Source organism: Synechococcus sp. Cu2B8-bc1011 (assembly GCF_047302735.1).
In the GTDB taxonomy this organism is placed as follows: Bacteria; Cyanobacteriota; Cyanobacteriia; order PCC-6307; family Cyanobiaceae; genus Synechococcus_C.
In genome coordinates this window covers 2,254,842-2,280,414 of record NZ_CP138915.1, presented here as the reverse complement: position 1 = coordinate 2,280,414, position 25,573 = coordinate 2,254,842, and the positions used below count along the sequence as shown (strand labels likewise).

The following is a 25,573-nucleotide window of genomic DNA, read 5'->3' as shown; positions in this document are numbered from 1 at the left end:
TCAGGCGTCGTGAGGAACGGAGGGATCACCGGGGTCGTTCACCATCGGTGCAGGAGCTGGAGGTACGGTCGCCCAGCCTTTGTCACCGCGCGCGATGCGACGGTCATAGAGGGCGCGACTTGGATCAAGACCCTTTTGAAGCGGTTGTTGTGCCGTGGTCTTTAACCATGCGGCGAAGTCCTGCTCGGTTTCGACAATCACGTCGGTCTGGTTCTGTGAGAAATAGGCGCCGCTGAACATGGCGTCTCGGAGTCGGAATCTCCCTTCCTTCGTGGGAGTAAGGCTGTAAGAAATGATGCTGCCTGGGATGATGTCTTGTTTGAGCCGGAAGGCCGGTACATAGAAACTGTGGAGAACGTCTTCTGAGATCATGCGGAAATTCACTCGCTGATCAATCGGGAGATGTAGCTCAGAGCTGCGAACTCCGTCTGGATAGACAAACTCCCAACTCCACTGGCGGGCAATGATATCGATGGGTCCCACCTCGGCCATGGGATCGGTCTGTATCAGCACGGTTGGGTCCGTGCCGACGGCGTATTTATGCTTGGGTCCGAGGGTTTGAAGCTTCATATTGACGTTCATCGAATAGGTGGCGATTAGGAATACCGTCACCAGGGGAATGATCGTCCAAGTGATTTCCAATTTGGTGTTGCCCTCAATCGGCGCCCCATCACTTTCGTCATATTTTCCAGCCCGGTTGAATAACAGCACCCAACCCATCACACCTGTACAACCTAAAAAAATGAACGTGCCGACCCCCGTCTCTAATGCGAACAAATTGTCGACGTAAGGAGCGGCACTGGAGGCTTGTGGTGGGAACCAACTGAGAGACCAGTTCGCCATCAGTTTGGAAAGGATCAGATTGATCGCGATAGCGACTGTGATGATGACAATCGCGCTGATGTTGGGTCCCTTCTTGGGCGTTGTGGTCGTCATGGCAGCACCTCATTGAGATCGGCACCGGCGGCGAGGAGTTGATCCGCTGTGATATGAACGCCAAATTCACTGGCAAGCCATGCCCCAAGGCTTCCATGCACGCCCATGACCAGAAGCACTACGGCTCCGCAGCCGAGATAGAGCCAGCTCACCTGACGACCGTAATCTTTGCGCCACGAAAATCTCTGAAATCCTCTCCAGATAGCCATCACCACAATGATGAGTAGCAGGGCGACCCCTCCGATCGCATGCCACAGCATGGTGTCGATTGCATTCTGGCCAATGATGCTGCGAATTCCTTGTAGTGGAACGGCAAGGAGCATTTCGTAAAAGCCAGCTGCAACGGTGAAAAAGGTGATCACGCTGCAAGCGAGAATGTTGTACCAACCAACATCGTGAAACCCGCTTCGTGTTGCCGGTAGTGCCAGGAAACGAAAGACTCGTTTCTCCAAAGGGTAAAAGGCTCCTGCAAAATCAAACGCGATTCCGATAGCAAACAGCCCAATGGTGAAATGCACCAAATTGGGATGGATCGGGATCGAGTAGGGGAGATCATTAGCCCCAAGTTTGTCGGCGATTTCATTCACCGGCGAGAGAATGGTGCTGATGCAATTCATAACAGGGCTCCACTACGGACTGCTTCGACAACCGGGACCGTGTGGAGTCCATAAACCCAAACGAGTTTGTCGCCTAGGTAAACCTGGCAGAACACCAAAATGGCTAAAACTGAATCAATTATCAGAAATCCTCTGGGCAGCACTGTGGGATCTTTTTGCCTTGCGACGTATCGCCAGCCTGTTAGCAGGCTGAGAATCGCAGCGAGGGACCAACCAATCGTGCTGTGGTAATTCAAAATGTCTCTTGAAGCTCCATAAGGAGTGGCTAAACCGGCTTCAATCTGTCCAAAGATGATGGCCACGAAAATGGCCACTGTCGCCACCAGCAAGTTCCAGAAGCTCACCTCAAAGAGGTTCTGGCGCCGTGTGAGCACTCCAATCAGGTCAAACACCACCGTGATCAGAGCCATCGCAATCACGAAATGCACCACGATGGGATGAATGACATCTAGCCAGGGGAGATTCTTGTCGTTGAGCGGGGGGAGCAGCCCAATCATCGGCATGCCGATCGAAGCATTTCAAGCATGTACATCTTTCGCTCTGCAGTCATCCCTCCATAACGGAATGCAAGCAGAAGTCTTTTTAGCTTGAGAGCTCTTTGCGTTTGAGCTGTCTCCAATAGCGAGCTGCCTGAACGACGATCAGAACGACAACGGCTGGCAGCACAACGCAAAGCATGACGAGCCGAAATTCATCTGACCAAGAGGAAAGCCCGGTGCGGGGGAGAACATTGTCTGTGATGTAAAGAACGTATAAGCCGACTAGTAATCCACCTTCAAGTCTGGTAATTCGTCCTTTTGTCCAGAAGATTGGTAGGCAAGCCAAGCTGGTCAGAATCATCACAGGCATGTCGTCATGGATTAAATCCGGAGTGACATTCAGACCTCTTGCTCCTGCCGCGATGGCACCTCCAGCAAGAACAAGGAGAAGATTCAGGAGACAGCTGCCAACGACGTTGCCGATGGCGAGATCGGTTCTCCCTCGCAATGCAGCGACCAGAGAGGTGATCAATTCCGGCATGGAGGTGCCAGCAGAAACAATGGTGAGTCCGATCACGGCTTCACTCACGCCCAGGCTTAAGGCAACGGAGCTGGCTCCTTTCACCAGCAGGTGAGCGCCGCAGCCAAGGACAACAATGCCCACCACGAGTTGAACCAAGGCTTTGATCCAGCCCTGTTGGGCGGTTTTCACGTCAATCTCTGGTTCGGCAGGCTCCATTTCCTCTGGTTCCTCCCGTGCGGTTCGGATTTCCCAAACAGTGTTGATGACAAGAGCCAGCAAGAGAGCGACGCCCGATTGCCAGGTCACACGTCCGGCCGAAGCCATCCCCCAAGCCGCCGCCGAGACGGCTAAGAGGAGGGGGACATCCCTTCTCACCAGGCGGCTTTCCACTTTCAGAGGAAGAACGAGGGCGCTGCAGCCGAGCACGACCAACACGTTAAAAATGTTGCTTCCCACCACGTTGCTGACGGCGAGTGCATCAGCCCCTTGAACCACAGAACTGATACTGACAAAAAACTCTGGAGCGCTCGTTCCAAGCGAAACAACTGTCAGGCCAATGACCAGCTGAGGGACGCCGAGGATGACGGCAAGAATCACCGCACCCTGAACGAATAACTCTCCTCCTCCGAACAGGAGTCCGATTCCCACCAAGAGCTCGAGGGTAGAGATCAGAAAGTCAGGCATCGACTCCGTGCTTGTTTAGCGACCATTGTCCTTACCAGCCTCAACGGCTTTAGCGGTGACGAGGATTAACATCATTCAACTTCAATGACGAGACTCTGGTGCTCCTGAATTACATCAGCACCCGCAATATCCGGGGGGATGCTTTTGGCGGACTAACGGCAGCTGTGGTTGCACTTCCGATGGCATTGGCTTTTGGAGTGGCCTCTGGTGCTGGTGCAGCAGCAGGTCTCTGGGGTGCTGTGATTATCGGTTTGGTGGCTGCTCTTTTCGGCGGTACGTCCACCTTGATTTCCGAACCCACTGGTCCCATGACGGTGGTGTTCACCGCGGTGATTCTTAATTTCACCAGTCAAATCCCCGACCGAGGAACAGCCCTCGCTCTGGCTTTCATGGTGGTGATGCTGGCAGGTCTTTTCCAGATCCTGTTCGGACTTTGTCGACTAGGTCGATACATCACGATGATGCCTTACACCGTGATTTCAGGCTTTATGTCTGGAATCGGTGTGATTCTGGTGATCCTTCAGTTGGCCCCGTTTCTAGGGCAGACCAATCCAAGCGGTGGTGTGATCGGCACCTTGTCCAGTCTTCCTCAATTGATTTCAGGTGCACAACCCCTTGAGTTTTTACTCGCACTGATCACTCTCCTGATCCTCTGGTTTACCCCTGAAAATTGGAAGCGTTTTTGTCCTCCTCAGCTTCTCGCCTTAATTGTTGGAACAGCTCTATCACTCACAGTATTTGCGGATGTGGGGTTAAGTCGAATTCCAGAGTTTTCAGCTGATTTTCCCAGTTTCCAACCACCTACGTTATCTGGTATCACTCCAGATTTGCTGCGGTTGATGGTGGTGAATGGAGCAGTATTGGGGATGCTCGGCTGTATTGACGCTCTGCTGACATCTGTAGTGGCAGATAGCCTGACGCGTACAGAACATAACTCTAATAAAGAATTAATTGGACAGGGTCTCGGGAATTTGGTGTCTGGTTTGTTTGGTGGTTTGCCTGGGGCCGGAGCCACGATGGGAACGGTTGTCAATATTCAGGCTGGAGGGCGTTCGGCCTTGTCCGGAATTGTACGAGCACTGATTTTGATGCTTGTCATTTTGCTGGCAGCACCTCTGGCGTCGCTCATTCCCCTCGCAGTGCTTGCGGGCATTGCTCTCAAGGTTGGATTTGACATTATCGACTGGAGTTTTTTAATGCGTGCGCATCATTTATCGATGAAGGCGGCATGCATCACTTATGGGGTGATTGGTCTCACTGTTCTTGTGGATTTGATTTGGGCCGTCTTTATCGGAGTGTTTGTCGCCAATGTTTTAACGATTGAACGCATGACGGCCCTTCAGTCCAAGGGGGTGAAGACGATTAGTACGACCGATGATGATGTGACTCTTCCGCTCGAAGAACAAGCATTGCTCGATCGAGCTTCGGGACGATTGTTGCTCTTTCAGCTCACAGGTCCAATGATTTTTGGTGTCGCCAAAACCATCAATCGTGAGCACAATGCGATTGAGGCCTGTGAAGCTGTGTTATTTGATCTCAGCGAAGTTTCGCATCTTGGTGTGACCGCCTCACTAGCGCTTGAGAATGCGATCAAGGAGGCTATCGAGGTGGGTCGTTCGGTGTATTTGGTGGTCTTGCCAGGCGCAACTCGAAGGCGTTTAGAGAAACTGAAGTTGCTCGATCTTCTCCCAGAAAATCACGTCAGCGCAAATCGCCACGAGGTCTTGCTGAATGCGGTGAATCAATTGCCTTCACTCCAGAAGCTCTCTTCTTAGATGACGTCCTCAGATCGTCTGGTCTTGCGTCGTCCGGATGACTGGCATGTGCATCTCAGGGATGGCGCCATGTTGAAGGCTGTACTTCCTGCCACTGCCAGAACCTTTGCCCGGGCGATCGTGATGCCCAATTTGCGTCCACCTGTGACGTCGGTCGATGAGGCAGTCGCTTATCGCGCCAGGATTCTCGCGGCTCTGCCCGAGGGAGTCAGCTTTGAACCTCTGATGACGGCCTATCTCACCGATGCCATCGATCCTGGGGAATTGGACCGCGGCTTTCGTGAGGGCGTGTTCAGTGCAGCCAAGCTTTATCCCGCTAATGCCACCACCAATTCAGCAGCTGGTGTGAGTGATCTCCATAACATTTCAGCAGTGCTGGAGTGTATGGAGGCCATTGATATGCCCCTCCTGATTCATGGCGAGGTCACCGATCCCGATGTGGACGTGTTTGATCGGGAAGCCCAATTCATTGAGCGGCACTTGAAGCCTTTGCGTGAACGTCATCCCAGGCTGCGCATCATTCTCGAGCACATCACCACTGAGGAAGCTGTGATCTATATCCGGGAGTCTTATCAGGGCGGTGATCAACGCATCGCCGCCACGATCACGCCGCATCATCTTCACCTCAATCGAAATGCGATGTTTGTCGGTGGCCTGCGCAGTGACTTCTACTGTCTTCCGATTGTGAAACGAGAATGCCACCGAAGGGCTTTGGTCCAGGCTGCCACCAGTGGTCTTCCTTGTTTCTTCTTAGGTACGGACTCGGCACCACACCCCCGCTCAGGTAAGGACTCAGCGTGCGGATGTGCAGGAATTTTCAATGCGTTCCATGCGCTGGAGAGTTATGCCACCGTGTTTGAACAGGAAGGAGCACTTGATCGCCTTGAGGGCTTTGCCAGTGAGTACGGTCCGCATTTTTACGGTCTGCCCCTGAATGCAGACACCGTGACGTTGGTTCGGCGGGATCAGCCCATTCCCTCTCGATTGTTGCCTCCCCAGTCAGCACGCGTTGGGGATGACACCTTGCCTGAGTCAGAGTGGCCTCTCCTTTTTCATGCCGGGGAAACACTCGCCTGGTGTGTGGAAATAAATGGGCACTCCGGCCCAAACTGAATAGGGTTCTGCCAGGAGATCGTGCAAGATCATGAGCGACCCTCTGGCACCTGTTGCTGAAACCTATTGGCATCTCTGGACGGATGCCGATGGGATCAGTCGGCAAGAGAGTTGCACGATTAGTCAGTTCACTCTTGGTCGTCTGGGAGAGCGCAATTCACCTCAGTTTTCAAGAGGTTTGATGAAGGATGGCAATGCGTTTGTTACTTATCTGCCGGTCGGCTGGGTGGGGCCTTGGCATGAGAATCCTGAGCCAAAATGGATTTATGTGCTGCGTGGGGCCTGGACTGTGACGAGTATGGATGGGCAGATTGCATTGATGAAAGCTGGCGAATATTCGTACGGCGGAGATCAGGGTTGCATCATGACGCCAGATGGACGCACTGGACATCTTTCCGCGCAGGTTGGCGATGAACCCTGTGTGCAACTGATTATCCAGCGCAATGATCAAGCTTGGAGAAATCTTCCTCCAGGATCATTCAGCTGAAAGGACAAACAATGAGCGTGTATCGCAGTGAGTTTGTCGAGACCAGTGTCGAAGTGGTCGATCCTCGATTTCACTCATTGGTGTTGTTCAACGCACAGTTGGAGAAACTGTTCGACGGTTGCCGATGGCTGGAGGGGCCGGTGTGGTTCGGTGACCAGCAGCGGCTACTGGTGTCTGACATCCCAAACGATCGGATTTTGTCTTGGGATGAAAGCAATGGTCTCCGTATTTTTCGACATTCCGCTGGCTTCCCTAATGGGCAAACAAGGGATCGTCAGGGCCGGTTACTGACTTGCAGCCATGGTCATCGTGCTTTGCTGCGAACAGAACACAACGGTCAGGTTGTTTCGTTAGTGGACTCTCATCAGGGCCAGCCTTTAAACACCCCCAATGATGTTGTGGTCAAGAGTGATGGCACTGTCTGGTTCAGTGATCCTCTCTATGGGCTGGTCAATGATTTCGAAGGAGGGCGTCGGCACTCCTGTCAGCCAGCGGTGATTTATCGCTTTGATCCGGCGGATCGCTCACTCCAGGCCATGACGTCTCCAGACGAGGTGAAAGGGCCAAATGGGCTTGCCTTTTCACCTGATGAGTCGATGCTGTATGTCGTCGATACCTGTGCCCCGGATGATTCGACCCCTGATCCCCTGATCCACCTATTCGACGTTGAGGAAGGCGGTTCGAAGCTCTCGGGCCGCCGAGATTTCCACCGAGTCAACAATGGCAACGCCGATGGAATTCGTGTGGATGCGATCGGCAATGTCTGGAGCAGTGCTGGTAACGGGGTCCATTGCATTGCTCCCGATGGAACTTTGCTGGGCCGGATTGCTACACCACGTCTGGTCGGCAACCTCTGCTTCGGTGGTGTGAATGGCAATCGGCTGTTTTTGTGCAGCTGGGACACTATGTATTCCATTTATGTCAACACAAGGGGGCTGCAGCACCCTGCTCTGTCCTAATGAATCAAGGTCAACTTTCGACCCCATGAGCAGCTTGTCTCGACGACATTGCAGCCATGGCGACGACGATAGATTTTAGTTCAGCTCTTTGGACATCCTGGTGCATCAGCCATCAGCGAGCTTGACGTTTTCGCCGGATGCCCTCGAGGCCCTTGCTGCCGGCAAGGAACTTGAGGGACATCTTTGGAAGATGGTGATTCAGTGGACCTGATCCGATGCGAATGATGAACTGCGAAGCCTTCGCGATCAGAGCCCAGGGCTGCTCATCATGATCCCGCCATCTGCGAACACGCTAGTGGCTGTCATGTAGCTGGCTCCATTCCCGGCCAAAAAGGCAACCACTGAAGCGATTTCCGCTGGCTGTGCCATACGCCCAATCGGGATGGCTGCATTCAATTTGGCTAGTAATTCTGGATCGTTCATGGTGGAGTCGTTAATGGGGGTTGCAACTGCTCCGGGGCCTACATTCACGATGGAGACGCCTTTGCCTGCGAGTTCCACTCCAGCCGTGCGTGTGAGCATGCGAACGCCCCCTTTGGCGACGCAGTATGGGGTGTTATTTGGCATAGGCCAATCTTCATGGACTGAAGAGATATTGATGATTCGGCCACCACTTCCTTGGCTAATCATCTGTTTTGCAGCGTATTGAGTAGCGAAGAATACACCGCGTAAATTCACATTCATAACGTTGTCAAAGTCTTCTGGAGAGGTATCCAGAATCGATGTACGCGTTTCGATACCAGCATTGTTTACCATCACATCAATTTTTCCGAATGTTTGTACAGCGGTATCGATTAACTGTTGTAGATCCTCGAGCTTGCTGACATCAGCCTGAACACCAATCGATCGACCACCGAGTTCGCCCACTTCATCGATTAATTCCTCAGTCCGCTCAGGATGAGAGCGGTAGTCGATCACGACTTTGGCGCCCAGGCTTCCCACCACTTCAACAATTGCTTTGCCAATACCGGAATTTCCGCCTGTGACAACAATGACTTTGTCCTGCAGGCAGAGGGAAGCTAAAGCGTGGGGAACCTGAGTCATGGCTCTTTTTAGATCTACTCTTCAATTAGCCGCTTTTGTCAGTCCTGGCAGTTAATCGGTAAGCCTTGTTGCTATCAACAGACAAAGGTTTCCAGGACAATAGATGGTTTCACAATCTGGACGGATTGAGGGTGTGGCGTTTTCAGCCCCTCAACCTGAAGCACTAGCACCCCTTTTCGATGCTCTCGGAGCTGTTGCGCAACCTCGGCAATGTCTCGAGAAAGAGGCCGCTGTGCAGCGTTTTGGACTGAGCGCCGGTCGGGCAGAGATCACTCCTTTTTTGTTGGGCCATGAACGCATTGAAATCATTCACTTCCCGGAGGCACCACTACGCCACAAGGTGGATCCAGGGCCGTCGAACACACTGTGGTTTCAACATGTCGCGATTGTGGTGCGTGATTTGCTGAGGGCTGCTGAGAGATTGGCGCCTGTTGTGACCCCCATTTCTGCTGCACCTCAATATCTGCCCAATGGGGTTGGAGCGTGGAAATTCAGAAATGCTTGCGGCCATGCGATGGAACTCTTGTTTTTCCCAGAGGGGATGGGCGATCCCCGTTGGCATCAATCCGGCGAGTCTTTATTTCAGGGGCTTGATCACAGTGCAATCGCTGTTTCTGATTCGGATCGGAGCCTGCGCTTTTATGTTCGCGAGTTGGGATTGGAGTTGCGATACGCCTCTTACAACCAGGGTGTGGAGCAGCAACGGCTTGATGATTTGGACGCTGCTGAGGTTGTGATTCATGGAGTTGGAGGAAGATCTGGTTGTGGAGTTGAGTTTCTTCGTTACGTGCAGCCTGAACCGATAGGACCGTCCTCCGTTGATTTGCATCCTCAAGATGCTCTTTATGCTCAGATCCTGGTAAGGGACACCACCTTGGCGACAGGTCAATTGTTGGTGGATCCTGATGGTCATCGCCTTTGGCTTCATCCTTGATGACTACAACGACAACTGTTTGTAATGTTTGTGCATCGTGGTGAAACTCATGGACGTTGTTTCTCTTCTGGTTCCTGATTCCTCTTTGGGGTTTGCATCCAGTGGTTTGATCTTGCTTCGCCTTTTCACCGGTTTAGTTTTCATTCGTCATGGCTGGACGAAATTAAGCAACCTTGGCCTTTGGGCTGATGCGATGAAAACTCCCGCTTGGCTCTGCTTTCTTTCGGCCTTTTCAATGTGGGCTGGAGGTATCGCTTTAGTGGTTGGGTTCCTCACGCCATTAGCGGCAATGGCCATTGCTGTGTCGATGATTTATGCCGTTGTCTTGGAGCTTCGCAATGGCTTTCCCTTTATCGCCCCTGATCCCTTTCAAATCCCTCAGGGAGATTACGCAGGCCCTATGGGAGTTGGAGAGCCTCCTAGTTGGGAAAAAGCAGCGATGTATGTGGTGATGTGTTCAGTTTTGATGACATCAGGTGGAGGGCCAATCAGTGTTGATCTGCTTTGGGTTGCTCCACGTTTGCAACAGTTTCTGGCTTAACCGTTGAGTCGCTCACGCAGGTGATCGCTGATGCGAATGGCATTAGCGATAGCGGTGAGAGATGGATTCACCGCTGCGCTGCTTGGGAAGAAGCTGGTATCAACAACGTAAAGGTTGTCGACATCATGAGTGCGGCAATTCAGATTTAGGACAGAGGTTTTTGGGTCTTGACCAAATCGACAAGTGCCGCATTGATGGCCTACTGCCGCAAGCTCCATGGCTGATGCAAAGTACACCTGCCTTTCTGCTAAGTGATTTTTTAGGTACAGCTTGTCTAGTAATCCTTCTAACCTTGAGATTAACTCCTGCGATGCTTGATTATTGGTTGGGGTGTAGTTCAGATGAATTTTACCTTCATGATTAACTGTGACACGATTGGATGACCGAGGTAGATCCTCTGTTTGCATCCAAAAATCCAGGGAATGCTCTGCGAGTTTGTCCATGCTCCAAGTCGGAGCTAAGGCGGTCAGTCGTGGTTTATATCCTTTCATCATGGCCCCATTGGTTTTGCCCGTCATTTGCACATGACCCATTGGAAAATCAAAATCGTTGTCTCCGAAGTACCAGTCATTGATGGCTACCGTTTTCTGAAACACCGTGTCATTTGGCTCATGCGCTAAGGCCACAACTGCTTTGCAGTTGTGGTACATATAGTTTCTTCCTACCTGATCCGAGCTGTTGGCTAATCCGTGGGGGTGCGCCTCATTAGCTGACATTAAAAGCAGACGAGCCGAATTCGCGGCCCCTGCAGAGATCACAACAATACTTCCCTTGAAATGCCGTTCTTTGCCTTCGTGATTCACAACTACTTCACTGACCTCACGGCCCGAGGAGTTGGTGTTGAGCCGAACAACCTCGGCATTGGTTAGGAGGAAAACGTTGTCATGATTGAGCGCTGGCCTCACTCCCATCACTTCAGCATCGCCTTTTGCATGCACCAAACAGGGAAAACCATCGCAGCGGTTACAGCGCACGCAGTCACTAAATGCTGGCGATGTTTCGTTGAGAGCAACACCTGTGGGCTGATGAAAAGGTCTTAGTCCTGCAGATCGAAGGTCATCGACCAGCTTTTGCATTCGGGGTTCATGGCTAATCGGTTCGTAGGGATAAGGAGACGATGCAGGGGGTTCAAACGGGTCTTCGCCTCTTAAACCATGCACGTGATACCACTCTTCTGCTTTGCGGTAATAGGGTTCAAAAACGTCATATTTGATCGGCCATTCCGGTGACTCTCCATCAACATGCATCACCGATTCAAAGTCACGCTCACGCAGCCTGAAGTGAGCAGCCCCATACATTTTTGAAGCACCACCTACGAAGTAATGGCTTCCTGGTTGGAAGGATGTCCCATCTTTGTCTTCCCAAAGATCCTTGGAGACATAACGATCATTTTGGAACACTTCAACCGGATCCCAATTTTGAGGTTCTCTTGGCAGCCATCCACCTCGCTCGAGGATCAGAATCGAATGGCCGGAATCGGCAAGTGCCCTGGCCAGAGTTCCACCCCCAGCGCCACTTCCGATGATCACAACATCAAAGTCTTCTCCTTGAGGTTCGATCGACGTACAGCGCGCAGTCGATCGGGTGGAGCAAACCATGATCTTGATCTGGGTAAATCATTTTCAAGGTAGTCAGATTGGCGCGTTGCGTCAGCTTTCTTTGTTGGGTTGCCAACGCTGAAGTTGCGTCATCATTTTTGCAACGATTGCGGTCCAGCCTGTTTGGTGACTCGCTCCAATCCCTGATCCATTACAGCCATGAAAATATTCATTGAATAGGAATAAGTCACGCCATAGGGGGTCATTTTGGAAGAGTTCAACATCACCATTGAAGGCTCTGCGTTGGTTTTCATCCCGTCTGAATATTCCAATAAGGCGCTTCTCTAGTTCAAGAGAAATTTCCCAGAGATTCATTTCTTGTCCAGAACCTGTTGGGAACTCTATTTTGAAATCATCGCCGAAGAAATGACCAAATTTCTGAAGAGCCTCGATTAATAGGAAATTAATTGGCATCCACACTGGCCCACGCCAATTTGAATTTCCTCCGAACATTGCTATGGGGCTGTCTGCAGGGCTGTAGCTAATCGAAGCATAGTCATCACCCTGTTGATATGAATATGGGTTGTTTTCATAGGCTTTGGATAGGCTTCTGATTCCATAAGGGGAAAGGAATTCTTCTTCATCGAAAACGCGTTTAAGAATGCGCCTAAGTCTTTCAGGTGGAACGATGGAGAACAAAATGCGATCGTGATTCCAGGATCCAAGGTGGCTGATTGCATCGAAAGGTGCTCCCCGTTCTTCTTCGAGCTGGGCGAGATGTAGGCCAACGTCTAGAGAGGGAATAGCTTTTACGCTGCTGGCGGCAAAGCTATTGACAGCTAAAAGTGGGATGAGACCACTAATCGATCTAGTGCGCAGATAATCAGTAGAGCCATCAGGGCGCTTGAGAACGTCATAATAAAAGCCATCTTTATCGTCCCAGTTAACAAATCCTCGGCCAACAGAACTATTTAGAGAATATGTTAGACGAGTAAAATCGCGAACAAAACGTGAGCACAGTTCGATGTATTCTTCTCGATCTTCTTCTGCAAGAATCACCGTTGTTTGTAGCAAGTTAAGGCTCAGGAGCCCCATCCAGGCTGTGCCATCTGATTGTTCGATGCGACTTCCGTCTTTAAGAGGATAGCGTCGATCGAAGATGGCAATATTGTCGAGGCCTAGGAAGCCTCCCTCAAACAGGTTGTCTCCATTGCGATCAGTTCTGTTTGTCCACCAACCATATTCGAGCAATAGCTCTCGGAGACTTGCCCTTAAGAAGGCATAGTCTCCTTCTCCTGTGTGGCGGCGGCTGATCTGAAAGATACGCAGGGCTGCCCAGGCACCAATGGGTGGATTGGCATCAGAAAGTGCCCATTCGTAGGCAGGGGATTGACCATTTGTTGCTGTGTAATAGGCCTGTCTTAGCATTCGACATTGTTGCTTCGCTTCAGCAGCATCGAATTCTGCAAAAGCGACGGCGTGAAACATTAAATCCCATTGGCAGAAGTAGGGGTATTCCCAGCAATCTGGCATGGAAATAATATTTTTAGCGCGTAATGTTTTCCAGTAAGCGTTTTCAGTTTCCCAGCGTTGTTTGGGAGGGCGAGTTGAGTTGTTGTCTCCTCTTAGCCAGCGAGTGACATTCCAGTTGTAAAATTTTCTGCACCAGAACAGCCCTGCTCCTGCAGCAGAGTGGATGGCGCGGTCTTCGTCGTTGAGACCTGGAGCAATCCATTCCTGATGATGCTTCCATTCCAGGTATCGCATCTCAACCAAACGTGCGCTGTCCGCTGCAGCGATTGGCAATGTTTGGTTCGTTGCTTGGTCGCTTTGTCGACGCAGTCGTAAATGCACAACCCAAGACTCTCCTGCGGCGAGAGTGTGATGGAGGTGAAGAGCGGCTTTGCTGCCCTGCTGAGCTGGATTGACGGCGTTCTGTTCCCCGTTAATTAGATAGCGGTTGAAGGCGTCTTTCACGTAAGGCTGAGTCAGGGGTTCGCCCCAGAGAGCCTGAGTATTGGTTTCATTTTCTGTGAAAAGCCACGTGCCCTTTTCACTGCAGTTCAGTTCGTAAGCATCAAGGCCATCAATGGCCTCCGACACCAAACTGTTTCCTTGGAGATGCAAGTTTGGCCGTCTCGACTGAGGATCTCCCCAGGACCAGGTGTTGCGGTACCAAAGGCTAGGTAAGAGATGTAGCTCGGATGATTCATCACTGTGATTTGTGATGGTGAGGCGAATGAAGATGTCTTTGGCATCAGCTTTTGCATATTCGACTTCCATGTCGAAAAAGCGATTGTCTGAAAAGATTCCTGTATCGACTAGCTCATATTCTTTTTCGTCGCGGGAGCGACGCCTGTTTTCATCACGAAGATGTTGATAGGGAAATGTTGCTTGTGGGTAGCGATAAAGGGCTTTGGCATAACTGCAGGTTGGTGTTCCTGCCAGGTGATACATCGTGTCCTTGATGTCTTCACCGTGATTGCCTTCGGGATTCCCGAGGCCGAACAATCGTTCCTTGAGAATTGGATCCCGACCGTTCCAAAGTGCAGGCGCGAAGCAGAGCAATCCCTCAACGTCGCTCAAGCCAAGTAAGCCATCCTCTCCCCAGCGGTAGGTGCGTAGGTGGCTCTGCTCGAAGGGAAATGACTCCCATGCATTGCCGTCAGCGGAATAATCCTCCCGAACGGTGCCCCATTGACGGTCGCTGAGGTAGGTCCCCCATAAATTCCATGCGACATCCCCAGCCTCACGCTCTTTGCAGCGATGGATCTCATGAGGAGGTTCTTCCCGCTTTTGGGTCGAGAGCGCGTTGACGGAACTGGACATCACTCGACCGATCGGTGCGAGCTCTCAAATTAGGAAGTGTGCTCGGCCTTGACCACGTCAGACCTAATGGGGGCGGGGGGACTTGAACCCCCACAGGCTTTTCAGCCCAAACGATTTTAAGTCGCGTGCGTCTACCGATTCCGCCACGCCCCCGCGTGCCATGCAAGCTCGCTTCGACATCTTAGATTCACCCTAACCAGGTCGTCTTCTGTGTCCATCGAGAATCTTCTGTCTTCGGTTTCCTTAGACACGCTGCTTGTGATCGGTGGCTATGCGGCTTTGGGTGGCCTCTACCTCGTTGTGATGCCACTCCTACTCTTCTTTTGGATGAATGTGCGCTGGCATGTGATGGGGAAGATCGAGCGCTTCTCTGTGTACGGCCTGGTGTTCTTCTTCTTCCCGGGGATGATTGTGTTCGCACCATTCCTTAATCTCCGCCTCAGCGGCCAAGGGGAGGTTTAAGTCCCTTGACGCGTGCAGGTGTTCTCAAGCTTGGTCTGGGTCTCTTACTCGCTGGGGGTGTTGGTTTCTGGCTGTTTAAGGCTGCAGGGTTTGAGGGGTTTTCAGCAGGAATCGCTGCTGAAGCTGTGTTGGTGGTGATTGTTGTGGGTTGGACAGGCTCCTACCTCTTCAGGGTGGTGACTGGACAGATGACCTACATGCAGCAGCGACGCCGCTACCGAAAGGAATACGACCAACTCACAACAGAGCAGCTTCAGGCTCGTTTTGATGCCTTAAGCCCGGATGAGCAGCAAGCCTTGCTCGCATCTCTCAATTTGGATGAGTCCGAAGCGGAACAGACCACTAAACCGTAGGCTCCGTTAATCAGACCCTCTGCTTTCTGTGACGGATCAATTTTCGAGGATTGAAGCGGTTTTCTCCCGAACGGCTCAGGAGCAACGCATGGCATTGATGCCATTTTTGATGGCAGGGGATCCAGATTTGAGCGCAACTGCTGATCTGCTTCTGAGCCTTCAAGCCAATGGTGCTGACATTGTTGAGCTAGGGATCCCCTACTCGGATCCACTGGCAGATGGTCCTGTGATTCAGGCTGCTGCCTTTCGGGCTTTGGAGCAAAAGACCACGCCAGCGAAAGTGATCGAGATGTTGGCTGGGTTGAAAGATCAGCTCAGCATGCCTGTGATTCTGTTTACCTACACGAACCCGCTACTCAATCGAGGGCCGGAGCGCTTTTTTGCGGATGCTGCTGCTGCTGGTGCTGCAGGCTTAGTGGTGCCTGATCTTCCTTTGGAGGAAGCGGAGAGATTGTCGCCTTTGGCTGCGACGTTTGGACTGGATTTGGTGCTGCTCGTTGCACCGACAACACCACAGAATCGGATGCAGCGAATTGCTGAATCCAGCCGTGGTTTCACTTATTTGGTGAGTGTGACCGGTGTAACTGGAGAGCGCGTGAAGCTCCAAGATCGCGTGGCGTCTTTAGTGCGCGATTTAAAGGCTTGTAACAGCGGTCCGGTGGCTGTTGGGTTTGGGATTTCTGGTCCTGAACAAGTTTTGCAAGTGAAACAGTGGGGAGCTGATGGTGCGATTGTGGGCAGTGCTCTGGTGAAACGCATTGCCGCTGCAGCGCCCGGGAAAGCCGCATTAGAGGCCGGAGAGTTTTGCAGGCAATTGAGGGATGCTGCTGGATGATGATCTGGCTTGCTTATCGAAGCTGTTGTCCAAAGAGATCGAAATCGAACCAGAGGCTTCTTAATGTGATTGTCAACAACGATTCAATCGATTTAAATGATTTATGCAGTGTAAAGATGCCATTCTATTGTCAATAAAACACTTAAGGGAGGGTTGATCAATGGCGCGCTTCGTTCTTTGGGGTACATATTGTGATGGCGCACTTCAAAAGCGTGAGCCTTTTCGAGATGAGCATCTTGCTGGACTGCGTGCTCTTAAAGAACAGGGAACATTAATCACGTTGGGCCCTACGGAAGGAAGCACTCATGTCTTTGCCATCTTTGAATCAGACAGCAAAGCCAGCGTCTGTGCCCTCCTTGAACAAGATGTGTATTGGCGTGAAGGAATTTGGACGCAGCTGGATGTTTATCCCTGGGTCCAAGCCTTTTGAGCCTGTTGCCAAACCCATTCGGCTACAACCACATCCCCACCGTCTCCAAGGGCATCGGCGTAACCACTCATTTGTCCGATTCCTTCTCGGGCAACTTGTGCGATGGCCTCGCTGCTATCGAGTCCACGTTGTCGCAATGCTTTGATCTTGAGTGTGCGCCCTCGACGAATAATGTTTGTGCCATTGGGGTGGCAGCTAGCGCAATTGTTTTGAAATAAGGAGGCTCCCGACTCAACTGCAAGTGCAGTCGATGGCCATACCAGCATCACGGCAAGCAGAATTGATGACAGAAGTGAAATCATGCTCACAGATGCTGGTCAAGCAATAGTTTGCTTCCTTGTTCTGCGAAGTGCTGATGCTTGTCTCGATTGTTGGCAGGATTAGAGAATTCAGGGAACTTCCAGTTGGCCGAAAAGGATCTTCAGCGATTCCTGCAGAAGGTGAATCATTTGAATGGCTTGGTTCAGTCACTTCGCGATCATCCTGAGCGACGTCAGCAGCTCGCTGCTTGTGACGATCACAACTCAGTCGTGCAACTGGCCCGGTCCTGGGGGTTTGAAATCGCTCGGCGCTGGGGAGATGAAGAGAGAGCAGTGATTGATCGGCCGCCTAACAACTTGTTCCTCGGACAGGGTTTGGAACCCGGAGAGGAGCAAGAGAGCATGCTTTGCCAAGGCCGTGGTTGGCGGTTGATGCGGATTGAGTCATGCGCGGCTTCTAGCCCGAAGGAGTTCTGGTACGACCAGGCTGAAAACGAGTGGCTAACCCTGTTGCGCGGTAGTGCCAGATTGCAATTCAAGGATCCCGATGAATGGGTCGATCTCAGCGCGGGAGATCAGCTCTTGATTGCAGCCCATCGTCGCCACCGCCTGGCGAGGACAGATCCTCATCCTGGGACTGTATGGCTCGCTCTGTATTGGTCTGTGAATTCCAGTCCTCCTGTCTTGCCATTGAATCAAGAGGGCTTGAGCGTTTGACGAGCCAGTAGGAGCCGGCAAGGGCAATCGAAGCGATACCAAGCCCAATCAGAAGTTGCGGTTTGTTTTCAGATCCTGCAGGTAAAACAATCACTTTTCGGGCAACAGCCGTTAAAGCTGTTACCAGAACGAGCTCAATCTGGATGACATGTTTCCTGAGGTAGCTGGTGACGTTCTGAAGAACTTCAAGGGCAATCAGGACGGTGAGGAGATCTCCAAGAATTTTGATCAGCCCATCACCGAGCCAATAGGAATTGCGCTCGGTATAAATCAGCGCAAGGCTGACCCGAATCGTGAGTTGAATCAGGGCGGCCACAATCACCACGGCTGTGATGACCGTGAGCAGCTTGGCTACTTGTTGCTCTGCGGAGTCGACGAGCAGCAGGAAGGATCGACGTTTGCGACGGGCCTGAGGCACGGCTGATCAGTTGGTGAATGGGGAGTAGTAAGGCTTGGCAGGGGTTGTACCTGCGGGGTTTTCGATCTTGGTATCGCAGGTGATCGAGCCGTCGTCTCCCGTGACGCAATCCGTTGGCACCACAGTGCTGCTTGGCCCCGAGCGGCTGTTAGGTCCAAGGAGCCATGTTTCCGTTTGAGCCTTCGCCATCTGGGGAGCAACAACACAGAAACCAGCACCAGCCATGAGTCCGATGCTGAAGACGAGGGAAGCGGATAAACGCAAGGCAGGAAGGCATCTAAGACCACTTTGCCTGTGATTTTGCTCAGTTGCCGCGATCGTCGCGGATTTCGCGCAGAAGGAGATCGAGTTGGCCAAATGGATCCGTGTCGGTCGTTAAGTCGCCTGCGGAAGCGTTGGCATGGGCGGGAGCCTGATTGATCCAATCAGCTTCGATGCTGCAGAGCTTTGCTGCGAGCCGGGGCAGTCCTCCGAGCCGATGCTCTCGTTCAAGCACTTCCATCAGAGCGGGCATGCGTGTTGAGGTTGCTCGGAGGCTTCGGCGAAGATCGGCTTGGGTTCGACCCTGCTGTTTCAGCCAATCCTTCAACATTGAGGTCAGCTCTTCCTCAACGTCGGGAGACCAGGGGTTCATGAGCGTCCGAGGGGAAACCATCGATCCAGTCTGCGTTGTGCCCGTAGACGAATGTCCGGTGTGATGTGCTTACTGCATAAACCGATCACAGCTGTTAAGGCAACAAGGTCATCGCTAAAACCCGCGACGGGCAAAAAGTCGGGGATGAGATCGGTCGGTATGAGGAGGTAGGCCAGCGCTGCCAGCATCGTGAGCCTTGCCTGAGGAGGAGTGCTCTGATCCAGCACCATCTCGAGGGCTTCTAGGGCTGGAGCTGCAATCGTCCTTCCCGCGCGCCTTAATAGTCGTTGAAACACTCCCTCATCGATGACGGAGCTGTCGATCACGTCAGCTTCAAAAACGGAATCAGTGCAGGAAGAGGCATCAGTCATGAACGATGCAGCGTTGGGTAGTCAAGATTTCTCCACTATCACTGAATTCACTGATTTTTCAGTGGGCGGGTTCCACCAAGCCGTGCTGGATGCTGGTTTTGCGCAGTTTGCGTAAAGCCCGTTGCACCACCTGACGGCAATATTCTCTGCTGCAATTCATCTGTCGGGCGACCTCGGCAAGGGTGCGCCACTCGTGGCTTCCATCCAGTCCAAACCGCAGCATGACGATGGTTCTCTCTTTCGGAGTCAGGTTCGAATTGTCGAGCAGATTCCAGGCGGAATCTGTGCGCTCGGCGATTTCAGCCCGCTCCATCGGTGGAATTTCATCGCTGGGAAGGACATCCACCAGTTCGGACGGATCGGATTTTGACTTCACCACTCCCTGCAAGCTCACGGTGACGCTGCGAAGTTCACAGCCCAACAAGTCCTCAACTTCGCTGACTGGCAACTTCATGCATTCGGCCAATTGCTCGGCGGATGGGGTAAGTCCATTGCTTTGCATGAGTCGCGCTTTAGCAGCGCGTAATCTCGTCAGCTTTTCATTGACATTCACAGGGATCCGAATCGTTCTACTTTGTGTCGAAAGGGCACGGTTCAATCCTTGTCGAATCCACCAATAGGCGTAGGTGGAAAACCGATGGCCTCGGGTGGGATCGTATTTTTCAACGGCTCTGGTTAGTCCAAGTGTGCCTTCTTGGATCAGGTCAAGAAGATCAAGTCCCTTGCCTTGATATCGCTTCGCAAGATTCACCACCAACCTTAAATTGGCCGTGATCATTTGATTTTTTGCCTTTTCTCCTCGCTTGATAATGCGCTTCTCTTCGTCGCTGTAAACGCATGCATCCCCTTCGCCACCCGCCATTGTGCAGCGCTCAGTGAGAGCTGCCATGGCCTGCACCTTCCGGCCCAAGGTTAATTCCTGTTCAGGCGTCAACAGCTGATGCCGACCGATTTCGCCGAGAAAAGCACTCAGAGAACTCACCATCTGTGACTCCTGGTTTTCTTGAACTTAGGGCGAAAGTCTTTCTATCCAGAGGGCGTAATAAAGAGTGCGGAATTTATGTTTACAGCTTAATTCATGTTTTTTTCGTTATTCACTATTGCTCCATTATTTCTTTTTGTTGCGCGTTTACTAGGGCTCTGTGCCCCCTTCTGCTTCTAGTCTTCGCGAGTGTGGCAAGCCAGCAGCTACGGTCAGCCCCACTGAATCATTTGTTATGCCGCTGGCCACTTTGCTGACCCCAGAGATCGCTAAAAGCGCTGGTGTGGCCTATGTGCACTACCTCAGTTTCATGCTCTGCTTTGCCGCTCTCGTCGTTGAGCGTCGCTTATTGCGTCCGGATCCGGATCGTCGGGCCGCTACGGCCATGGTGATCACCGACATCATTTACGGAATGGCCGCTTTGGCACTGCTGGTCAGTGGCATTTTTCGTGTCCTGTATTTCGGGCAAGGCAGCGATTTCTACACAACCAATCCCTTGTTCTGGTGGAAGGTCGGTCTGTATTTATCCGTGGGTGCCTTGTCGTTGTATCCCACAGTGACGTATATCCTCTGGGCGATTCCCCTGCGAAAGGGTGAACTCCCCAAAGTCTCTGAGGCGCTCGCCACACGTCTGGGCTGGATTGTCAACATTGAGCTTGCGGGTTTTGCCCTTGTGCCTTTGTTGGCAACGCTGATGGCTCGTGGTGTGGGATTGCCGGCGACGTGATCTGAAGCATGCAAGTTGACCCCTGTCCTCCAGTTCAGGCTCAGCAGATCAGAACCGATCCGTTGCGCCGAAGTGCTCTGACCCATGCCCCAGGCTATGGGGCCAGATTGGCGACTAGCTCATCCGGTTTTCCGGTTTTGCCGCGCTGGTGCGTCTGGGTTCAACCAGTTCACAGCGTTGAGCCCAATCGTTGGGAACGTCGATGGTTCGGTGCTGTGGATCGTGCTCTTGATGAGTGGTCTTCTGTGTTGCCGATCATTCGGGTTGACGATCCTGAGCGGGCCCATATTCGAGTAGAGCGACGCAGGCCGCCCCGGCGACGTCTTGCTGATGGATGGCGCGCGAGCAATGGCAGAAGCGTGCTTCAGGTGTTGGAGGTGCAACGCCAGGGGGTGTGGCGTCTTGAGCCCCAGGTCACCGTGATGGTGTCACCTGAGTTGAGAGCTGAGTCTCAACAGGCCACAGCGCTTCATGAGTTAGGGCATGCGTTCGGGCTGTGGGCCCATAGCTTGGAGCCCAGTGATGCGATGGCACCTGTCCAAGGCGCCTCGCCGGTGTTGAAGCTGTCGCCCCGTGATCGGCTCACCCTGGAGTGGATGCGAGGGCAGCCAAGTCAATTTGGCTTGCCTTTGACTCCGAAGCCTTAGGAGCGTCTTGGCGCGCCACGGCGGTTGGCTAGTACGGCCTGAACATCCCGCCAACTCACATTGTGATGAGCCAGTGCCACCTGGAGATGGAAAATTAAATCAGCCGCTTCCCCTGCGATCTCGTTGGCGTTGTTGTCTTTGCATGCCATCACAAATTCTGCGCTTTCTTCACCGATTTTTTTGAGAATTTGATTGTCTCCCCCTTCGAGTAATCGGTTGGTATAGCTGCCTTCAACCGGGCTTTTGCGGCGATCCTCAATCATGCGCATCAATTCGGTGCAGGCATCGGCTGGAGGGGCGGCTGCGTCGTGTCCTCCTTTGCTGGGCACTGGACCATTGTCATAAAAACAGCTGCGTGCGCCTGTGTGACAAGCCACATCGCCGTCTTGCTCGATGGTGAGTAGGAGCACATCCGCGTCGCAGTCGTAGCGAAAGCCCTTGAGATGTTGGATGTGACCACTGGTTGCTCCTTTGTGCCACATCTCTTGTCGAGACCGACTCCAGTAGTGCACTTCACCAGTGCTCAGTGTGAGCTCCAGTGCTGCACGATTCATCCAGGCCTGCATGAGGATCGCTCCGTCTAGCCAGTCTTGAGCGATTGCAGGAATTAGCCCTTTGTCATTGAAGCGGAGTTCGTCAATGAAGGCGGCATCAGCGGCTGGCATTGGGGCTCGGTGCATGTAGATGTAGACAAGGTCAATTCTCCCGCAGTGTGCTCCCTCTTCCGAGCTGATGTTTCTGCCTCCCGCCGGCTTCACCTGCAGCAAGCATTTCGAGGGCTATCCCTGTTGCCATAGGCAATGGCAACACTCTGGACATTGTCATTTTGTGCATGGCTATAGCCGAAGCTTCACCTTTTGGTTTGTGGCCAATGAGCTGGATGCTTGTGGATTTGTCGTGGATTTTTCAAGCTTGCGTCCCTTAGAGAAACAGTTGAGAGACCAGTTTGATCACACCTTTTTGGTCAACCAAGATGATCCTTTGCTGGAGCAGTGGCGTTCCCTACATGAGCAGGGAGCCCTTGATCTTCGGGTTATGAACAATGTGGGAATGGAAAGTACAGCCCATTTGTTATGGAACTGGGCCAATGATCTTTTAAACGAACGTGATCTTGGTCGAACCTGCTGTTGGAAAGTAGAGGCTCGGGAAAACCAGGCCAATGCGGGGTGTTTTCAGGCGTTGCCAGAGTGGTTTACCGGGGCTGTCCATTGAAATTTGTTCTGCATAGCACTTGCTGATTGAATGGTTGCCTGAAGGGTCAAGTTCAAGATAAAATGCTTCTGTCTTTGCATTTTTATTCCACTAAACTTGTTGAAATAAGAATTGGGTTTTCGTAACTATTTAACTCTCCACGTAGATTTTGGTTGATCCCGAGCTGGCGTGACCTTTGCAGGGTTTGGCTTGGGATTGCACAAGCTTGATTCTGACAGGGAACGATTCAGGCACTTCAACCCCATTTCCCGTCGCATTTGGAGGGGGGAATTAGTAGACACTACTTCCAGAAATGATATGAATTGTCTACCCCTTAAATGGTTTTCTTGGATACATGTCGAGTTTAATTGTGGCTTTCGGTCCAGGTTGGATGCGACGAATAATGCGTTCTCTTTCAGAGCGTCGATCTAGACACTCTGAAAGGCTCGCTGATTCTGCACCCTTTGGTCAAGGTAATGAGAACTATTTCAGGCTAATGCGCTCACCTTCAAGTTGAATATCAGCAGTGTCTCCCTCTCCATAGTGACCAGAGAGAATCGCCTTTGCGATGGGTGTTTCTAGTTCGCGCTGAATGGCTCGCTTGAGTGGCCTAGCGCCATAAACAGGGTCATAGCCGGCGTTGGCTAACCAATCGGTCGCTTCTTCGCTGATCTGGAGATCCAGTTTGCGCTCGCTAAGGCGTTGTCGTAACCGTTCCACTTGTAGGGCAACAATCAGGCGCAGTTCATCGCGACGCAAGCTGTGGAAAATGATGGTGTCATCGATTCGATTGAGGAATTCCGGTCGGAAGTGGCTGCGTAGAGCTTCGTTGACTCGGCTCTCCATCTCTTCGTGTTGGTTGTCATCACCTCCTAAATCGAGAATGGATTGACTGCCGATATTGCTCGTAAGAATCAACACAGCATTGGTGAAATCAACAGTGCGTCCTTGTCCGTCAGTGACACGTCCATCATCAAGGATTTGTAGCATCACATTGAAAACATCGGGATGAGCTTTCTCCACTTCATCAAACAAAATCACTGCATAGGGTCTGCGCCTCACCGCTTCAGTGAGTTGTCCACCAGCTTCATATCCCACATACCCGGGAGGTGCTCCGATTAAGCGACTCACCGTGTGTTTCTCCATGTACTCCGACATGTCGATTCGCACTAACGCATCTTCACTATCAAAGAGTTGAGCGGCCAAGGCCTTCGAAAGCTCTGTTTTGCCTACTCCGGTGGGTCCTAAAAATAAAAAACTGGCGATAGGTTGATTGGGGTCACTTAGACCGGCTCTAGAACGCTGGATGGCATCTGCTACAGCTGTGACCGCTTGGTTTTGTCCTACGACCTGTTCATGGAGTTGCTCTTCAAGTTTGAGCAATTTGTCCATTTCTGATTGCACAAGCTTGGCAACGGGGATTCCCGTCCACTTCGCAATCACCTCAGCGATGTCGTCTTCGCTGACCTCCTCTCTTAGCAGTGATTTGTCCGCAGTGTCATCGGTGTCTACCAATGCTTGTTCCTGCGCAAGCAATTGCTTCTGAAGTCCAGCGAGTGTTCCGTATTCCAACTCTGCGGCCTTGTTGAGGTCATAACTCCGCTTGGCTTGTTCAACTTGCAGCTGTACCCGTTCGATGTCTTCTTTCAGAGAAGAGAGCTCGTCAATGGCACCTTTTTCTTGCTGCCATTGAGCATTGAGGGTGCTTTGCTGTTCGGATAATTCAGCAAGTTCGCGTTCCAGGCGCTCCAATCGCTCTTGACTGGCCGCATCAGACTCGCGTCCTAGCGAGAGTCTCTCCATTTCTAGCTGCAAGATTTTGCGATCGATCTCGTCAATCTCTTCTGGTTTGGAGGTGATCTCCATCTTCAGCCTGGCGGCTGATTCGTCCACAAGGTCGATGGCTTTGTCTGGAAGAAAGCGATCGGCGATGTACCGACTACTTAAAACAGCTGCTGCAACAAGCGCACTGTCAGCAATGCGGACTCCGTGGTGCACTTCGTAGCGTTCTTTCAGGCCCCGCAAAATTGAAATGGTGTCTTCCACGGTGGGTTGATCGACCAGCACTTGCTGAAAGCGACGTTCCAGAGCGGGGTCTTTCTCAATGTGTTGTCTGTGCTCGTCCAGGGTCGTGGCACCGATGCAGCGCAGTTCCCCTCGCGCAAGCATGGGCTTCAACAGGTTGCTCGCATCCATGGCCCCACCGGTGGCACCTGCGCCAACCACGGTGTGAATTTCATCGATAAACAAGACAATCTGTCCTTCGGAGTTGGTGACCTCCTTGAGCACGGCTTTCAGTCGTTCCTCGAATTCACCGCGATATTTGGCTCCAGCGATCAGTGCTCCCATATCGAGAGCGATCAGCTGACGATTTTGTAGGGCCTGAGGCACATCCCCATTGACGATGCGTTGGGCTAGCCCTTCCACAATCGCTGTCTTGCCAACCCCAGGTTCACCGATCAGGACAGGATTGTTTTTGGTGCGTCGGCTGAGGATTTGAATGGTTCGCCGGATTTCTTCATCCCGACCGATAACGGGATCGAGCTTGCCGTCGCGAGCAGCGCTGGTGAGATCGCGACCATATTTTTCCAGAGATTCGTAGGTTCCTTCAGGGTTTTGGTCGGTCACTTTCTGACTGCCACGCACGGCATTAATGGCGGTTTTTAAACGTGAGGTATCTGTGCCAGCTTGGTTAAGAAGCTGACGTCCACAGCGGCCGTCGTCGGCGAGGGCCAGCAGCAGATGCTCAATCGAAATAAAGCTATCGCCATAACTTTGCTTCAGCGTTTCAGCTCGATCGAGCAGGGCATTGAGACCTTTGCCAAGGAACACCGAGTCCGGAGCGTTGGTGAGTGATGGTTGTTGGCTGAGATAGCTGTCTACGGCCGTTAGGAGAGCTGGTGGAGACACCCCAGCCTTATCCAAGATTCGTCCCGCCAAGCCCTCTTGATCCAACAACGCTCTCAAAAGGTGTTCACTTTCAAGTTGTTGATGCCGGCGGTTCTGGGCCAGCTGCTGGGCTGATGTGATCGCGGACCAGGCTTTTTCAGTGAATTGCTCAGCTGTGGGTTGCATGGTTGTGTCTAA

28 protein-coding genes, 1 tRNA gene and 1 pseudogene are annotated in these 25,573 nt (G+C 52.1%); 14 read left to right on the top strand and 16 right to left on the bottom strand.

What is annotated here, in order from left to right; translation table 11 throughout:
• The 4 genes from SIC18_RS11935 to SIC18_RS11920 form a co-directional block, all read right to left on the bottom strand.
• Positions 1-936, bottom strand: coding sequence for a cytochrome c oxidase subunit II (locus tag SIC18_RS11935; protein WP_048346862.1), 936 nt, complete (start codon positions 934-936; stop codon positions 1-3).
• Positions 933-1,553 carry a DUF2231 domain-containing protein gene (locus SIC18_RS11930; protein ID WP_048346861.1) on the bottom strand — a complete coding sequence of 207 codons (621 nt, stop codon included), beginning with the start codon at positions 1,551-1,553 and terminating at the stop codon, positions 933-935. Before SIC18_RS11930 ends, SIC18_RS11935 begins: the two co-directional genes overlap by 4 nt.
• A complete protein-coding gene (locus SIC18_RS11925) occupies positions 1,550-2,056 on the bottom strand; it encodes a DUF2231 domain-containing protein (RefSeq protein WP_048346860.1) in 507 nt (168 codons plus the stop codon). Before SIC18_RS11925 ends, SIC18_RS11930 begins: the two co-directional genes overlap by 4 nt.
• 79 nt (positions 2,057-2,135) lie before the next feature.
• The gene (locus SIC18_RS11920; protein WP_048346859.1) at positions 2,136-3,239 is read right to left on the bottom strand and encodes a calcium/sodium antiporter; all 1,104 of its coding nucleotides are present in this window, start codon (positions 3,237-3,239) and stop codon (positions 2,136-2,138) included.
• Between the two features lie 98 nt (positions 3,240-3,337).
• Here SIC18_RS11920 and SIC18_RS11915 point away from each other — a divergent pair, with 98 nt between their 5' ends.
• Genes SIC18_RS11915 through SIC18_RS11900 form a run of 4 tightly spaced genes read left to right on the top strand, consistent with a single transcriptional unit; the run spans position 3,338 to position 7,573 of the window.
• Positions 3,338-5,014 (top strand): SulP family inorganic anion transporter, encoded by a 1,677-nt coding sequence (locus SIC18_RS11915; protein ID WP_413429754.1) that lies wholly within the window; start codon positions 3,338-3,340, stop codon positions 5,012-5,014.
• The gene (gene pyrC / locus SIC18_RS11910) at positions 5,015-6,127 is read left to right on the top strand and encodes a dihydroorotase (RefSeq protein WP_048346857.1); all 1,113 of its coding nucleotides are present in this window, start codon (positions 5,015-5,017) and stop codon (positions 6,125-6,127) included.
• A 31-nt stretch (positions 6,128-6,158) separates the two neighbouring features.
• Positions 6,159-6,614: a cupin domain-containing protein gene (locus tag SIC18_RS11905; protein WP_048346856.1), complete on the top strand. Its 456-nt coding sequence runs from the start codon at positions 6,159-6,161 to the stop codon at positions 6,612-6,614.
• Between the two features lie 11 nt (positions 6,615-6,625).
• Complete coding sequence (locus SIC18_RS11900; protein ID WP_413429751.1) at positions 6,626-7,573, top strand: SMP-30/gluconolactonase/LRE family protein; 948 nt, start codon at positions 6,626-6,628, stop codon at positions 7,571-7,573.
• 246 nt (positions 7,574-7,819) lie between these two features.
• On the opposite strand, the gene SIC18_RS11895 is transcribed toward SIC18_RS11900, so the two are convergent.
• On the bottom strand, positions 7,820-8,617 hold the full coding sequence (locus SIC18_RS11895) for an SDR family NAD(P)-dependent oxidoreductase (RefSeq protein WP_048346854.1): 798 nt from the start codon (positions 8,615-8,617) through the stop codon (positions 7,820-7,822).
• 103 nt (positions 8,618-8,720) lie between these two features.
• Here SIC18_RS11895 and SIC18_RS11890 point away from each other — a divergent pair, with 103 nt between their 5' ends.
• The gene (locus SIC18_RS11890; RefSeq protein ID WP_413429749.1) at positions 8,721-9,551 is read left to right on the top strand and encodes a VOC family protein; all 831 of its coding nucleotides are present in this window, start codon (positions 8,721-8,723) and stop codon (positions 9,549-9,551) included.
• A gap of 49 nt (positions 9,552-9,600) precedes the next feature.
• Positions 9,601-10,092 carry a DoxX family protein gene (locus SIC18_RS11885; protein ID WP_048348243.1) on the top strand — a complete coding sequence of 164 codons (492 nt, stop codon included), beginning with the start codon at positions 9,601-9,603 and terminating at the stop codon, positions 10,090-10,092.
• Here SIC18_RS11885 and SIC18_RS11880 read toward each other — a convergent pair.
• The 3 genes from SIC18_RS11880 to SIC18_RS11870 form a co-directional block, all read right to left on the bottom strand.
• Positions 10,089-11,690 (bottom strand): GMC family oxidoreductase, encoded by a 1,602-nt coding sequence (locus SIC18_RS11880; RefSeq protein WP_413429747.1) that lies wholly within the window; start codon positions 11,688-11,690, stop codon positions 10,089-10,091. The genes SIC18_RS11885 and SIC18_RS11880 overlap by 4 nt on opposite strands.
• Positions 11,691-11,741: 51 nt before the next feature.
• Entirely contained in the window at positions 11,742-14,459 is a 2,718-nt protein-coding gene (locus SIC18_RS11875; RefSeq protein WP_413429745.1) for an MGH1-like glycoside hydrolase domain-containing protein, read from the bottom strand.
• Between the two features lie 67 nt (positions 14,460-14,526).
• Positions 14,527-14,612: transfer RNA gene (locus tag SIC18_RS11870), tRNA-Leu, on the bottom strand.
• A gap of 57 nt (positions 14,613-14,669) precedes the next feature.
• Between SIC18_RS11870 and SIC18_RS11865 the strand changes: the two genes are divergently transcribed.
• From SIC18_RS11865 to SIC18_RS11850, 4 genes are all read left to right on the top strand, one after another.
• Complete coding sequence (locus SIC18_RS11865; protein ID WP_048346851.1) at positions 14,670-14,921, top strand: NAD(P)H-quinone oxidoreductase subunit L; 252 nt, start codon at positions 14,670-14,672, stop codon at positions 14,919-14,921.
• Positions 14,922-14,926: 5 nt separating this feature from the next.
• The gene (locus SIC18_RS11860) at positions 14,927-15,274 is read left to right on the top strand and encodes a DUF3007 family protein (RefSeq protein WP_413429742.1); all 348 of its coding nucleotides are present in this window, start codon (positions 14,927-14,929) and stop codon (positions 15,272-15,274) included.
• Between the two features lie 88 nt (positions 15,275-15,362).
• Positions 15,363-16,109, top strand: coding sequence for a tryptophan synthase subunit alpha (gene trpA / locus SIC18_RS11855; RefSeq protein ID WP_413430551.1), 747 nt, complete (start codon positions 15,363-15,365; stop codon positions 16,107-16,109).
• Positions 16,110-16,269: 160 nt separating this feature from the next.
• Complete coding sequence (locus SIC18_RS11850) at positions 16,270-16,539, top strand: YciI family protein (protein ID WP_048346849.1); 270 nt, start codon at positions 16,270-16,272, stop codon at positions 16,537-16,539.
• On the opposite strand, the gene SIC18_RS11845 is transcribed toward SIC18_RS11850, so the two are convergent.
• Positions 16,515-16,841: a c-type cytochrome gene (locus tag SIC18_RS11845; RefSeq protein ID WP_413429740.1), complete on the bottom strand. Its 327-nt coding sequence runs from the start codon at positions 16,839-16,841 to the stop codon at positions 16,515-16,517. The genes SIC18_RS11850 and SIC18_RS11845 overlap by 25 nt on opposite strands.
• Positions 16,842-16,979: 138 nt before the next feature.
• Here SIC18_RS11845 and SIC18_RS11840 point away from each other — a divergent pair.
• Positions 16,980-17,399 (top strand): annotated as a pseudogene (locus SIC18_RS11840) (Nif11 domain/cupin domain-containing protein); the annotation flags it as partial.
• Here SIC18_RS11840 and SIC18_RS11835 read toward each other — a convergent pair.
• Genes SIC18_RS11835 through SIC18_RS11815 form a run of 5 tightly spaced genes read right to left on the bottom strand, consistent with a single transcriptional unit; the run spans position 17,362 to position 19,924 of the window.
• A complete protein-coding gene (locus tag SIC18_RS11835) occupies positions 17,362-17,934 on the bottom strand; it encodes a phosphate-starvation-inducible PsiE family protein (protein ID WP_250395213.1) in 573 nt (190 codons plus the stop codon). The pseudogene SIC18_RS11840 and the gene SIC18_RS11835 overlap by 38 nt on opposite strands.
• Positions 17,935-17,940: 6 nt before the next feature.
• Positions 17,941-18,198: a hypothetical protein gene (locus SIC18_RS11830; protein WP_413429738.1), complete on the bottom strand. Its 258-nt coding sequence runs from the start codon at positions 18,196-18,198 to the stop codon at positions 17,941-17,943.
• A gap of 40 nt (positions 18,199-18,238) precedes the next feature.
• Positions 18,239-18,568: a hypothetical protein gene (locus SIC18_RS11825; RefSeq protein WP_048346845.1), complete on the bottom strand. Its 330-nt coding sequence runs from the start codon at positions 18,566-18,568 to the stop codon at positions 18,239-18,241.
• On the bottom strand, positions 18,565-18,939 hold the full coding sequence (locus SIC18_RS11820) for a YkvA family protein (protein WP_048346844.1): 375 nt from the start codon (positions 18,937-18,939) through the stop codon (positions 18,565-18,567). The genes SIC18_RS11825 and SIC18_RS11820 overlap by 4 nt, the downstream gene beginning before the upstream one ends.
• A 58-nt stretch (positions 18,940-18,997) precedes the next feature.
• Positions 18,998-19,924, bottom strand: coding sequence for a sigma-70 family RNA polymerase sigma factor (locus SIC18_RS11815; RefSeq protein WP_048346843.1), 927 nt, complete (start codon positions 19,922-19,924; stop codon positions 18,998-19,000).
• Between the two features lie 232 nt (positions 19,925-20,156).
• On the opposite strand from SIC18_RS11815, the gene SIC18_RS11810 reads away from it, so the two are divergent.
• A complete protein-coding gene (locus SIC18_RS11810; protein WP_048346842.1) occupies positions 20,157-20,648 on the top strand; it encodes a DUF2214 family protein in 492 nt (163 codons plus the stop codon).
• Positions 20,649-20,656: 8 nt separating this feature from the next.
• Positions 20,657-21,295, top strand: a complete 639-nt coding sequence (locus tag SIC18_RS11805; RefSeq protein WP_413429736.1) for a peptidase — start codon at positions 20,657-20,659, stop codon at positions 21,293-21,295.
• On the opposite strand, the gene hisIE is transcribed toward SIC18_RS11805, so the two are convergent.
• Complete coding sequence (gene hisIE, locus SIC18_RS11800; RefSeq protein ID WP_250395215.1) at positions 21,292-21,960, bottom strand: bifunctional phosphoribosyl-AMP cyclohydrolase/phosphoribosyl-ATP diphosphatase HisIE; 669 nt, start codon at positions 21,958-21,960, stop codon at positions 21,292-21,294. The genes SIC18_RS11805 and hisIE overlap by 4 nt on opposite strands.
• Before the next feature lie 67 nt (positions 21,961-22,027).
• On the opposite strand from hisIE, the gene SIC18_RS11795 reads away from it, so the two are divergent.
• Complete coding sequence (locus tag SIC18_RS11795; RefSeq protein WP_048346839.1) at positions 22,028-22,507, top strand: 6-carboxytetrahydropterin synthase; 480 nt, start codon at positions 22,028-22,030, stop codon at positions 22,505-22,507.
• Between the two features lie 462 nt (positions 22,508-22,969).
• Here SIC18_RS11795 and clpB read toward each other — a convergent pair whose 3' ends face one another.
• Positions 22,970-25,561, bottom strand: coding sequence for an ATP-dependent chaperone ClpB (gene clpB, locus SIC18_RS11790; RefSeq protein ID WP_413429734.1), 2,592 nt, complete (start codon positions 25,559-25,561; stop codon positions 22,970-22,972).
• Between the last annotated feature and the right edge of the window lie 12 nt (positions 25,562-25,573).